Origin of the sequence: Undibacterium sp. TC9W (genome assembly GCF_049339865.1) — a bacterium.
Lineage (GTDB): Bacteria > Pseudomonadota > Gammaproteobacteria > Burkholderiales > Burkholderiaceae_D > Undibacterium.
Genome location: NZ_JBMPPJ010000005.1, coordinates 17,660 through 30,481 on the forward strand (window position 1 = coordinate 17,660; position 12,822 = coordinate 30,481).

The window sequence follows — 12,822 nt, forward strand, 5'->3', positions numbered from 1 at the left end:
GTCAGTGGTCAATGTATGGTCTTGTGCATATTGCGCAAACCCCACCAGACCACGCCTGCAATCACAGGCAGCGATAAGCCAGCCAGCATATCTGGATTAATCGGCAAACCCATAGCCTTCAGACCCTTGCCCGCATAATAGACCAGGCCTGTCATGTAATAGCTGATTGCCACGACTGACAAACCCTCGACAGCTTGTTGCAAACGTAATTGCTGGCCCGCCCTGGCATTCATGCTTTGCAATATCTTGCGGTTTTGCTGCTCCTGTACGATGCCTACCCGGGTGCGCAACAGATCATTGGTATTGGCGATACGTTCTGCCAAAGTTTCCTGCCGTCTTACGATAGCTTCACAGGTGTTCATGGCTGGTGCCAGACGTCTGTCCATGAATTCTCCTATGGTTGGCACCCCCTCTATCCTGAACTCGCGCAATTCGGCGATACGCGACTGCACCAGCTTAAAATAAGCCTTGGAAGCCGCGAAGCGATAACTGTTTTCCAGTGCCAGTTTTTCAGTGCAGGCAGCCAGGTCGATAATTTGCCGCAGCAAGCTTTGTTCAGCGTCTGTCGAATTTGCTTCACCTTGGCCATTGCCCGCCATGGTCATCGCTGCTGTCAGGGTCACCAGTTCCCTCTCTATATCATTCAACACAATAGAAGCATTTTGCGCATGCGGCAAACCCAGCAGTGCCATCATCCTGTAGGTCTCAATCTCCAGCAGCCGCTGTACCGTGCGCCCTGCCTGCTGATCCAGAAAACCATTATCCTTGACGACGAAGCGGCTAAAACCATCTGCCTGTATCAGAAAATCTGTCCACACCTCACCGCGACTCAAGACTTCACTACCTACCGCCACCCCACCCTCAAATATCTGCTTTACCGGCAAAGGTGGATGAAACTCCTGGGTTGCAGGGATAAGGGCCACGTGGGTGGCGACCATGACCTTCTCTTGTAACTCAAACAGCCATTGCTGAGGCAAATGGCGGATGGGTGCATTGGCAAATACCTGTGTCAATTCGGTTTTATGCGGAGCGCTGTCCTGCGGCTCAGCCTGGCTTTCGACAAAGGTATAGGTAGCAAATTCTGTATGGCATTCCCATTTAAGGCGGAAACGGCCAAAATCATGGAAGAAATACTTGGCATCACCCGAGGGGCTAGCCACCGCAAAATGACGGCAAAAATCACCCAGTATGACTTGTTGCGTCAGCAGGTTGTCACCACCCAGATGGGCATCATTCCTGGCAAAAATCGCCAGATGGGTCAGCGTCTCCGGGGCATGCAAGCGTAATGAAGGCCTGGAATGTACCTCCGCTGCCAACGGTACACGCAAGGGATGGTTGAGTTTGGAATAAGCAAGGGACATGTGAATTCACAGGGAAATTAAAAATCTTACGCCGGGTAATTAACCTCAAGTATGGTCAACTCCTCTACCCCTCCTGGCGTACGCAATGTCACCGTATCATCTACCCTTGCCTTGATAAGTGCTCTGGCCACAGGGGAAATCCAGCTGATCTTGCCTTGCAGGGGATCAAATTCATCAACACCGACTATCGTCACAGTATGCGCTTCACCATGCTGGTTTTCATAGGTGACGGTGGCACCAAAATAGATTTGATCAGAACCATGATGAATACGCGGATCGAAGACTTCTGCAATATCGAGGCGCTTGGTTAAAAACCGTATGCGCCTGTCTATCTCACGCAAGCGCTTTTTGCCATAGATGTAGTCGCCATTCTCAGACCGGTCACCATTGGAGGCTGCCCAGTGCACGATATTGACTATCTCGGGCCGCTCCACGTCCATGAGATGTAAAAACTCGTCCTTCATACGCTGATGCCCCTGAGGCGTCATATAGTTTTTTACACCCGCAGGAATAGCTGGCGCACCGAATTCCTCTTCGTCGTCAGGGTCTGCTTCTTTCATAAATGCTTTGCTCATGTCTGCATTGTAATGGAGTTGATCAAAATAATTTCTTTTGTGCCACCGAAAGCCCACACTTAGCTTATAAAATAGAAGAATAGTTTGCTTGCCGTTACCATTCAATATCAGTACTGATAGGATGTTTGCTAATGCCGGGTTGCCTGAATAAGAAAATGGATTTTGCATGACAGAAAAAGCAGCAATCAATGTACTCGTCGTCGATGATCATGCCGTGGTCAGGGAAGGGATAAAGAGCATTATCTCAACCACAACAGATATGGCAATCATCGCAGAGGCAGAAACAGGCCTGGAGGCGATACGTCTGAGCCGTCAGCTAGATTTTGAGGTCTTGTTGATGGACATTGCCCTGCCAGACAGAAATGGCATCGAGGTTTTAAAGCAAATCAAGTCCGAAAAACCACATATCGCAGTCCTGATGTTCTCCATCCACAGAGAAGATCAGTATGCAGTCAGGGCCTTGAAAGCCGGCGCCTCTGGTTTTCTGAACAAGCAATGCAGCAGCGTGCAAATCCTGGAAGCCATACGACAAGTCGCCCGTGGCTTGAAATACATCAGCACGCAACTTGCCCAGGAACTGGCAAACAACCTGAACCAGGAACATGAAGATGCCCTGCACAAAACCCTGTCTGACCGTGAATTCCAAACCATGACTTTGATCGCCTCAGGCAAGTCAGTTAGCGACATCGCAAAAGAATTGTCACTTTCTGTAAAAACCATTAGCGAATACAGGTCGAGAATTCTATTGAAGATGAAATTGCGGCACAATGCTGAATTAACGCACTATGCAATAAAAAATCAGCTTGTAGATTAAACGGCAATATTAATGTCGTAGGCAATACTCTTGTTAGCAAGGTCATTGGCAAAACAAAATGTCGAAAACTCCAAATAATTCGCAGTTTAAAAGTCCCACAGATATTGCACGCGAGACATTCAAACAATTGGCGATACAGCGTATTGCGCCGACACCTGAAGCCTACCGCAAGCTATACAACGACATTGCTGGCATTCCAGATACTCCGGTAGAAGCCCCGCCTGAAGTGCAGGCAACGCCAGTCATTCCGCCAGCCGAGATTTTACTGGCCAATTTTGCCAACAGCCTGCAGATTTCGACAGGTGAGATGTCAACTTTTGGGCAACGCTTCAGCCGGGCTATCAAAACTGGCAACTGGCAAGATTATGGCCGTGGCCTGACCCAACTGGCTGAACGTATTACGGCACCACCGTCAGCGTCGTCCAATAACATCAGTCTCGTCGATCCGCTCCCACCGCCTGTTGCCAGCAAAAGCATCTCCCTGGTTGATGATGGCCCGGTTGAAGATGGCAGATTGCGCATACTTAAGGACTTGCTCTACCGCACCCTAACACTTGCCCTCACCTCGCTGTTGAAACCTAACCCGCAACTTGCCGAAGAGTCGGAAAGCCTGGGAACGGCAGTCAAGGTTGCTGGCAATGAAGGTGAGCTGAACCTGATTGCTGGCAGGCTCAAGCAATTGTGCTTCCAGATTGAACTGCAAAGTGGTGACAGCGCTGAACAACAGGAATTGCTGCTGCGTCTGTTTGATCTGCTGCTGACCAATATCCACGATCTGCTCGACAACGATAATTGGTTACGTGGCCAGATCGAGGTAGTACAAAATCTCATCGCTGGCCCGATTGATCACCGCGCCCTGCAAGAAGCCACGCGCAGCCTGAAAGATGTCATCTATAAGCAGGGTGTGCTGAAAACCAGTATTGACGAGTCAAAAACCTCAGTCAAGAACATGATGACGGCATTTATCGACAGATTGAATGCCATGGCAGACAGCACTGGGGCTTATCAGCACAAAATGGGCACCTACTCACAACAACTGAGTTCAGCCAAGAATGTTGCCGAGGTTAGCGATCTGATCAGGAATATCCTCAACGAAACCAAGGAAGTCCAGAGCGAAACCCTGCGTTCGCGTGACATGATAGTCGCCGCCCAAAAAGAGGTCAGCGAAGCAGAAGCACGCATCAAGGACCTGGAAAACAAACTTGCCCACATGAGCGAACTGGTCAGGGAAGACCAACTGACAGGCAGCCTGAACCGCAGGGGTATGGACGATGTATTTGAACGTGAAGCCGACAGGTCTGACCGTCGCAACACCCCACTTTGCATAGCCCTGCTGGATCTTGATAACTTCAAAAAGCTCAACGACACCCACGGCCACGCCGCCGGTGATGAGGCGCTGGTTCACCTGGTACGTATCGTCAAGCAAACCCTGAGATCCATAGACGTGGTAGCGCGATATGGTGGCGAGGAATTTGTCATCATCATGCCAGAAACGCAGTTGGAAGAAGCTGCCCAGGCCATGATGCGCGTACAGAGAGAACTGACCAAGCACTTCTTCACGGCCAATGATCAGCGCTTGTTCATTACTTTCAGTGCGGGTGTTGCCTTGCGCAATCCACGTGAGCTGCAAGAAGAAACCATCAAGCGTGCCGACAAGGCGATGTACGAGGCAAAACAGTCTGGTAAAAACCGCGTCATCAAGGCGGACTGATATCGAGATATCCGCAATAAGCAGATCAGGAGAAATATAGCGCTGATCAGTATCAGTTAAAAAGTAAAAGCGGATACAAAAAACACGGAGGACAAAATGATGTCCTCCGTGTTTTTTTTGAGCTTTTTTCTAGCTGACCCGCTTCAGGAAGCCATCAGGCGCCACGGTAATCTGCAATTTATAATCCATGGCCTTGTCTATCACAAATTCTGGATGGGTTTTCAGATATTCGAAAACAGCAGTCTTTGGGCTATTGCCTGGCTGCCACGGGCGGTTATCAAAGACGTCTGCCGGCACATCTTCTACAAAAGTATCAAATACGACGCAATAACTGTCTTTCGTTACCAGTGGTGCGTAAGCCTGCAGCTCAGCCAATACATGTTCGTGGGTGTGGTTGGAATCCAGGAATACCAGGACTTTTTGCTTGCCTTGTGCAATTGCCTTCACCTGATCCACAATCTCAGTAGCGACACTTGACCCTTGCAGCATCTGTATACGCCTGGACATAGGGTGTTGCAGAATTGCTTCCTTATTGTGCTCTCGAATATCAATATCGATGCCAATAACTTTAGCGTCAGGATTACCGCCGCAAGCAGCATTTAACTCCAGCAAGGAAGCGGAGTAAATAATAGAACCGCCATGAGCAATACCAGTTTCTATGATGAGATCAGGCTGCACCGTCCAGATCAGTTCTTGCATCGCCATCATGTCTATCGGGTTTTGTATGATGGGTCGCCCCAACCATGAAAAATTATACACATACTGACGACGCATGCTTTGTTCCAGCCAATCGCGGGACTGCGCCTGGAACTCAAGGTCTTTGCCCAATTGCTCTATGCGGGCATCGCGTTCTGCTTCAAATTGTTTAATCGGATTCATGGTTTTTTTGTGTAATGATTAAAAAGCGCTGGTAATTCACTTGTTATATCCAATTCCGGCTGCCCGGACAAAGACTCCAGCTTTAATGTAGAAATAAGCGGAAAACTGATGCAAGGCGCATGATTTTCGAATTCACAACTGACACCTAATTGCTCCAGCAATGCTGCGATTCTGGCATGCGTAGTATTCCTGCCCCTGGCTAAATTGTATATGCCAATCTCACCTTGTGTGGCAATTATGGGTAAAAAACGCACGACATCTGTGATGGAAATGTAATCTTTTTCTGAATCAGGGCTGCTGCGAAATACCACCCTTTTCGTTTTTGTTGCGGTACTCAAGATATCTGCCAGGAAATTCTGCTCTGGCATCCCTGCTCCATACACATTAGATAAACGAACTACGCGCACATTGCGACCACCATGCAGGCACAGGCATTCACCCATAAGCTTGGAAATATTGTATAAATCACCAGAAAAGTGAGAGCGGACGGTCAATGCGGCGTCTTCTTGCGTATTCATAGCACCAGCATAAACACGGGTACTCGACAAGTAAGTCAGACTGGCAAACTTGGCTTGTTGCAAAATACTTGATAGCAAGTGCACATGAGCATCTACTGTGGCATAGGGGCGTTGCCGGAAATCGGCCGTCAGGCCAGCGCAATAAAAAACATGGCCCAGGTCATCCGTCGTCAGCCGCGGATCATCACGTTCTGCGACATAACTGTCCCACCCCTTTGCTTGCAAAGCCTGGTGCAGATGCCGCCCGACAAAACCCTTGCCACCTATCAGGGTTGCGCGCAAAGCCTCGCTCATTTGCGCATCCCAATTTGTTGCAAGGGGTTGCCAACATTAATGGAGTACGCAGCAACCTCAGCGCGGACGATAGAACCTGCACCTATGACGCAGCCCTGCCTCAAGATGGCACCATCAAGTATCACGCAATTTGCCCCTATCCAGACATCGTCTTCAATGACTATGCCACCTTTGCCAGGCAAGAACCCTTGTTGATTGATGCGCCGGCTTTTGTCGTGATAGGCATGATTGACTGGCGCAAAAGTACAATTGGCGGCAATCGCGACGTCATTTCCTATCACGATGCCGTTTCCCGTATACAGGACGCAACCAGAATTGATGACACTGCGTTCACCAATCACAACATCGGCCACGCCACCGGCAGGCTTGAATTTGACAAAGCTGTCTATGCTGGAAAAAGCACCTATGATAATGCGCGTCCCTCTGACTGAATCTTCAATATCAGCCAGTTTGGAAATTCGCGCATCTGGATGTATCTCTATCATGCTGAACTCTTACAACACCGTTAATTGAGGAATCGCAACGACGAATTGCGCGCCCCAGTTTTTTGTCTGCGCAAGGTCCCGCATGATTTCCGCCTGCAAATTCCAGGGCAAAATAAGGATGAAATCCGGCTTATCTGCCAGCAAATGATGAATATCAACAATAGGTATATGGCTGCCAGGCATGAATTTACCTTGCTTATGGGTGTTGATATCTACGACATACGGCAAGAGATCAGGCCTGACTCCAGAAAAGTTCAACAAGGTATTGCCCTTGGCGGCAGCGCCGTAGGCGGCTACACGCTTGCCATTGCGCTTTGCATTGAGCAAAAACTCCAGCAATGCAAACTTGGCAGATTCTGCCTTTTCCTGCGCTGCCTCATAAAAGGCTGCACTGAGAATACCCGCTTCCTGCTCTGCTTGCAGTATTTGCGCGACACTGGCTTTTTCTTCGCGATATCTGATATCCATTCTCTGCGCAAGCACACGCAGGCTGCCACCATGCGTTGGCCACTCCTGCACATCAAATACATGCAAACCATTTTTTGCAAACACTGTCCTTACAGCATGCAGTGACAGATAAGAATAATGTTCATGGTAAGCAGTATCAAACTGGTTTTGCTCCACCATATTCAACAAATGCGGGAATTCAAAACTGGCGACACCTTGCTCGCTTAAGACCAGGCTAAAGCCAGCGACAAAATCATTGATGTCAGGTACATGCGCCAATACATTATTTGCCACCGACAAATCAACGCGCTGACCACGTGCCAGTATCTCCTTCGCCAACTCCACACCAAAGAAGCGCTCTATGACATTGATGCCTTTTTCCCTGGCCGCCGCCGCGGTGCTGGTAGTTGGCTCCACACCAAAACAGGGGATGCCTGCTTCCTGCACATATTGCAGCAAATACCCGTCATTTGCCGCAACTTCCATCACCAGGCTTTGCGAATTCAAGCCCAAATCCCGGTGCATCGTTTCAACAAATTTCTTCGCATGAGCCAGCCAGCTGGAAGAAAATGAACTGAAATAAGCGTAGTCGGCGTCGAATAAATTTTCACGCCCGGTAAAATCCAGGGTTTGTGCCAGCAAGCAAGCATCACAAACCATTACTTTCAAAGGCAGCCAGATTTCTGCCTGGCTCAGGGCTTCTGGTTTTAAATAGGCATTCGATGGTGGTGCTGAACCAAGATCGAGAAAGGTTTGCGTCAACTCATGTGCGCAATGCCGGCACTTCATACAATCACTCCTTGAAATTCTTTGCTTAACATGGGCCAGTTGCGGTCCTTATCCGACATTTCGGTTGCCCCCAAAGGCCATTCTATTGCCAACCGGGCATCAAATGGATTTAATCCCATTTCATCTGCCGGTACATAAGGCTTGCTATGACAATATAGCATTTCAACCTCATCCGACAGGGTTTGAAAACCATGGGCGAAACCGGCAGGTATTAAAAACGAACGCTGATTCGCTTGTGACAGCAAGACAGCATGCCATTGCAAGAAAGTGGCTGAGTCAGCGCGCAAATCTACAGCGACATCCAAGACCTCACCTTTCATGCAGGTAATTAATTTCATTTCTGCACTGGGGGGCAATTGCAGGTGCATGCCGCGTATCGTTCCCTTTACTGAAGTATAGGTATGATTTACCTGCGCTATAGGTTCATGCCAGCCCAAACCGGCCAAATCTGTCGCACAAAACATGCGCTGAAAATAACCGCGCTGATCACCCAGCACTTTTCTTTGCAGCAGGTACAGGCTATCCAAAGGCGTCGATAATATTTCAAAGCGGCCTGAGGCTGAGATTTTCATCATGCATTACCTGCCATGAAAGCAGCAATGTCACGGTCACACAATTCTGCCGCAGGCTGGCCTCGCGCAAAATCACGGTACCAGTGCATGCTGCGGCTGACCGCCTGCTCAAGATTCCAGCGCGGGACAATTCCCAGGGTCTGCCTCAATTTGCTGGCATCCAATGCCAATAAGCCCGCTTCATGCGGACCAACAATATCAGTCGCAAATTCTGTCTGCCCACTGCCGTAAGCAGCCTGCGCAAGCTCCACCACTGTCCTGACACTTGCTGCATCATCAGGGCCTATATTCCAGGCATGGCTAGCCTGTGAATTTGCATGGGCATATTGGGCAAGACACAGATATGCTGACAGCGGTTCCAGTACATGCTGCCAAGGTCTAACTGAGTCGGGGCGGCGAATCTGCAAAGTCTGGCCGCTTTGCCATGCTCTTACGGCATCTGGCAACAATCTGTCTTCAGACCAGTCGCCCCCACCTATCACATTCCCGGCCCTGGCTGACAACACGCCGGTGCCCTGCCCGGCCAGAAATGAAGCGCGATAGCTTGCCAACACCAGTTCTGCGGCAGCTTTGCTCGCGCTATACGGATCATGGCCACCTAATTCGGCGGTTTCTGGATAGGGGTTGATCTGCTCGAGATTGCGATAAACTTTATCTGTCGTCACGATCAGCGCAAGTTTTACATCGCTGCGTCCCCTGATTGCCTCCAGCAAATTGGCCGTGCCCATGATATTGCTGGCAAAAGTCAACAGAGGCTCACGATAACTCGCGCGCACCAGGGCCTGCGCCGCCAGATGAAATACAAACTCTGGCTGACAGTCATCCATCGCGGCAGTCACGGCATGGATATCGCGTATGTCGCCAATGTGACTGCTGACCTTGTCTTCAATCTTCAGCAAATCGAACAAATTAGGCTCGGTTACCGGAGCCAGAGCCAGGCCATGTACTACGGCACCCATGTCAGACAGCCAGTGTGCCAACCAGGCGCCTTTGAAACCAGTATGCCCGGTCAGCAAAACACGCCGCCCGCGCCAGAAGGTGGGATCAACGATGCTTGTTTTTGTGGCGTGATTTACCATACTCGCCACGGTGCCTTGCCGGATTGCCACAAATCTTCCAGCAGATTTTTTTCACGCAGCGTATCCATGGGCTGCCAGAATCCACTGTGCTCGAAGGCCATTAATTCCTGGCGTTTTGCCAATTCGGCAAGTGGTGCGGCTTCCCAGCTAACACCATCATTTTCGATAAAATCGAGTACTTTAGGAGACAGCACGAAATATCCACCGTTGATCCAGCCGCCATCACCACGGGGCTTTTCGATAAAACCGGCGACCTGATTACCGTCACGTTCCAGTGCGCCATATCGTCCGGGTGGAAGAACCGCGGTAACCGTAGCCAGCTTGCCATGCTGCTTATGGAATGCGATGGAAGCAGCAATATCCAGATCTGCAACGCCATCACCGTAGGTAAAGCAAAAAGCTTCCTCGCCCTGCAAATAACGTGCGACGCGCTTGAGACGGCCACCGGTCATGGTGTCTTCCCCAGTATCGACCAGGGTTACCTTCCAGGGTTCGGCATGGTGCTCGTGCACCTCCATACTATTATTCTGCAGATCGAAGGTGACATCTGACATGTGCAGGAAATAATTGGCGAAATATTCCTTGATCAGATAACCCTTGTAGCCACAGCAGATTACGAATTCATTCACACCATGCGCCGAGTACGACTTCATGATGTGCCAGAGTATGGGGTGCCCGCCTATCTCTATCATGGGTTTGGGCTTAAGGTGGGTCTCTTCAGAAATACGGGTACCCAGACCACCAGCTAAGATAACGGCCTTCACTCTTCCTGTCCTTCACAATAAATTTGCCACATCTGGCGATAAGCTTTTTCGACTGAACGTGCGAATGCAGGTTCATTCATGAGCAAGGATTGCTCCATTTCCTGACGCAAACCAGCCCGCAGGCTACGCAAACCATCCAGATCATGTGCCAGGATGATCGCTTTTTGCGCATATTCATCTTCTGTATAAGCCTGCCACTCTTCATGCCCGATTGCTGTCAATATGCTGGCACCGATACGGCCGACTGAAGGTCGGTCTGCCAGCGAGATAAATGGTATGCCCATATATAAGGATTCCAGCAGAGTCGTTCCCGAATTATGGGGGAAGCAATCCAGGCTGATATCGATATGTTTCAACACTTCCCAGGAAGGCGTGCTGAATCCTATGTGTAATCGTGAGCGTTCTATACCATAGCGCATGAAGCGTGATGCCATTTCTTCCTGTACTTGTGGGTCTTTAAAGTCACCACTATTGATTATTAATTGCGAATCTGGCATTGCGTCCAGTATCGTTGCCCAGACACGCACTACCCTATGATTTATCCTGGTTGAACGCGATAAACTGCCAAAGGTAATCAGACCCGTTTTTTCAAAAGGTGAGGGTGTCAACTCTGCCCTGCGCGTATCCGGTCTGTAAACATAGGCAGGGCCATCCAGGCACCAGACCTTCTCAGAAAATAAATGTGCGCAATTGTCCGTAATTGTGGGCTTGTCAGTCAAGTAATAATCAATGGCACTTAAACCCGTCGTGTAACCATATTCCAGCCAGTGCAAGGAAACAGGGGCTGGTTTGCGCGCAAAGACCGGTAAACGATTGCCATTGGTATGGCCTGCTACATCCACCAGGACATCAATGCCGTCGGCACGAATACGCTCGGCCAGCGCCTCATCCGTCAGATCCCGCGTTGGCACCCAGTGATCTACCTGCTTCTTATAATAATCAGTCACCTCATCCTCGAAAGGCGGATTTGCATAGGCATAGACCTCAACCTGATCCTTGTCATGCGCTTCTATCAGGGGCAGCAGGAAATACTTGCAAACATGATTATAAAAAGCTTGCGTCACATAACCTACCTTGAGACGCCTACCTGGCACTCGGGCATTTTCAAATTTCTTCCATGTTGCCTTGAGCGGCGCAGTAAAACGCAAATCAAATTCATGATAGGCGTTATAAATCACCTCAGGCGTTAAATCCGGATGGTAATTCAGACAAAATAACAGGTTCGTGTAAATTTTCCGGTTGAAAGAAGACAGGCTATCCTGCTTGAAAGACAGGGCTTTGATATAAGCTTCGATCGCCGCATCCAAGTGATTCGCCTCGCGCAAGGTGTCCCCATAAGCCCCCCAGATTTCAGGAATATCGTGGGTCAGCGTCAGCGCGTGCTGCCCGCACTCTATGGACTCCTGCACTTGCCCGTTCTGACGCAGTGCATCAATCAGATTAGGATAGACCTGCACCAGCTCTGGCTGCAGTTGTAACGCGTGCCGGTATTGTGCGATGGCGACGCTATACATACCGTGCTCGCGATAAGCGAGGCCGAGATTATTGTACAGATAGGGCAAACCTGGGTCTAATTGAACTGCCTTCGATATACTCGCTATCGCCTCCTCTGTCTTGCCTATGAAACGCAGTGCATTTCCCAGATTATTGAGGCCAACAACCATCTCTGGCTGAATTGCCAGTGCTTTTTCCAGATACACGATGGCATCAGAACAACGCTCTAGAGAAATCAGCACGTTGCCCATATTGGCAAGTATGTGTGGGTTATTTGGCAACAAGGTAATAGCCTTGCTTAATACTTCAAGTGCTTGCGGAAACTTGGCCTGCTCTATCCTGGCTACACCTATATAGTCCCAAACGATACCGTCCCGTGGCAAATAAGTTGATAGCCAGAGGCCGGCCTCTTCCAATTGGGGGTACTGCTTCGCCAGCAAGTATTTATTGAATATGCCGAAAGCAATGTTCCTGTTGTCAGGAAAGTGAGGCATGACGTCAAAAGCCAATTTCAGATATCCCATGGCTTCGTCACTCTCATCCGCGTCACCAGCCATCCTGGCCAGGGCATATAAAGCTTCCGCGTGGCGCGGAAAATGCCTGATGATAGTCAGGCAGCCTTGCCTGGCATCGGATATAGAACCAGCATCGAAAAGTCGATGAACATCGCGCATTGCTTTTCGCGCATCAAAACTCGTTTTTGCCATGTCCAGTCCCCAGGTCAGCTTTTTCTCATTAAACTTTTTTACAATTGCCTCATCTGACTTACAAATTAAGTAAGCAAAATGATTAAAACTGCATGTCCAGACTGGAAAATACCAGAAACCACCATGCTCAGGCTTATTTTATAGCCAATGATTTTGTTTCCATGTGTTAAATAAAGCCTGAAAACTAAATCAAATTTGACCCTAAAGTATTTTAAAAAAGCGTCGACAAGCGGAAAGAGTTAAAAAACTTGAGCAAAAAAAATAAGATTTATTTTCAGAAACACGCTAAAACTTTTTTAGTCTCTACCGATACCCTTTACAACGGCGGTCCAA

At 49.2% G+C, this 12,822-nt stretch carries 12 protein-coding genes; 2 read left to right on the forward strand and 10 right to left on the reverse strand.

Annotated elements, in window-relative coordinates; all coding sequences use genetic code 11:
- Positions 1-8: 8 nt before the first annotated feature.
- Both ACO0LN_RS07850 and greB read right to left on the reverse strand, forming a co-directional pair.
- Entirely contained in the window at positions 9-1,361 is a 1,353-nt protein-coding gene (locus tag ACO0LN_RS07850) for a DUF3422 family protein (protein WP_422972553.1), read from the reverse strand.
- Between the two features lie 26 nt (positions 1,362-1,387).
- A complete protein-coding gene (gene greB, locus ACO0LN_RS07855; protein WP_422951358.1) occupies positions 1,388-1,936 on the reverse strand; it encodes a transcription elongation factor GreB in 549 nt (182 codons plus the stop codon).
- Between the two features lie 166 nt (positions 1,937-2,102).
- Here greB and ACO0LN_RS07860 point away from each other — a divergent pair, with 166 nt between their 5' ends.
- Positions 2,103-2,750, forward strand: a complete 648-nt coding sequence (locus tag ACO0LN_RS07860) for a response regulator (protein WP_422972555.1) — start codon at positions 2,103-2,105, stop codon at positions 2,748-2,750.
- 58 nt (positions 2,751-2,808) lie between these two features.
- Complete coding sequence (locus tag ACO0LN_RS07865; protein ID WP_422972557.1) at positions 2,809-4,461, forward strand: GGDEF domain-containing protein; 1,653 nt, start codon at positions 2,809-2,811, stop codon at positions 4,459-4,461.
- Positions 4,462-4,590: 129 nt separating this feature from the next.
- Here ACO0LN_RS07865 and ACO0LN_RS07870 read toward each other — a convergent pair whose 3' ends face one another.
- Genes ACO0LN_RS07870 through ACO0LN_RS07905 form a run of 8 tightly spaced genes read right to left on the reverse strand, consistent with a single transcriptional unit; the run spans position 4,591 to position 12,489 of the window.
- Positions 4,591-5,340 (reverse strand): cephalosporin hydroxylase family protein, encoded by a 750-nt coding sequence (locus tag ACO0LN_RS07870; protein ID WP_422951355.1) that lies wholly within the window; start codon positions 5,338-5,340, stop codon positions 4,591-4,593.
- Positions 5,337-6,152 carry an NAD-dependent epimerase/dehydratase family protein gene (locus ACO0LN_RS07875; RefSeq protein ID WP_422972559.1) on the reverse strand — a complete coding sequence of 272 codons (816 nt, stop codon included), beginning with the start codon at positions 6,150-6,152 and terminating at the stop codon, positions 5,337-5,339. The genes ACO0LN_RS07870 and ACO0LN_RS07875 overlap by 4 nt, the downstream gene beginning before the upstream one ends.
- A complete protein-coding gene (locus tag ACO0LN_RS07880; RefSeq protein WP_422972561.1) occupies positions 6,149-6,637 on the reverse strand; it encodes an acyltransferase in 489 nt (162 codons plus the stop codon). Before ACO0LN_RS07880 ends, ACO0LN_RS07875 begins: the two co-directional genes overlap by 4 nt.
- A gap of 9 nt (positions 6,638-6,646) precedes the next feature.
- A complete protein-coding gene (locus tag ACO0LN_RS07885; protein ID WP_422972563.1) occupies positions 6,647-7,873 on the reverse strand; it encodes a methyltransferase domain-containing protein in 1,227 nt (408 codons plus the stop codon).
- Complete coding sequence (locus ACO0LN_RS07890; RefSeq protein WP_422972565.1) at positions 7,870-8,448, reverse strand: dTDP-4-dehydrorhamnose 3,5-epimerase family protein; 579 nt, start codon at positions 8,446-8,448, stop codon at positions 7,870-7,872. The genes ACO0LN_RS07885 and ACO0LN_RS07890 overlap by 4 nt, the downstream gene beginning before the upstream one ends.
- Positions 8,445-9,524, reverse strand: coding sequence for a CDP-glucose 4,6-dehydratase (rfbG, locus tag ACO0LN_RS07895; RefSeq protein WP_422972567.1), 1,080 nt, complete (start codon positions 9,522-9,524; stop codon positions 8,445-8,447). Before rfbG ends, ACO0LN_RS07890 begins: the two co-directional genes overlap by 4 nt.
- On the reverse strand, positions 9,518-10,288 hold the full coding sequence (rfbF, locus tag ACO0LN_RS07900; RefSeq protein ID WP_422972569.1) for a glucose-1-phosphate cytidylyltransferase: 771 nt from the start codon (positions 10,286-10,288) through the stop codon (positions 9,518-9,520). Before rfbF ends, rfbG begins: the two co-directional genes overlap by 7 nt.
- Positions 10,285-12,489 (reverse strand): tetratricopeptide repeat protein, encoded by a 2,205-nt coding sequence (locus ACO0LN_RS07905; protein ID WP_422972571.1) that lies wholly within the window; start codon positions 12,487-12,489, stop codon positions 10,285-10,287. Before ACO0LN_RS07905 ends, rfbF begins: the two co-directional genes overlap by 4 nt.
- Between the last annotated feature and the right edge of the window lie 333 nt (positions 12,490-12,822).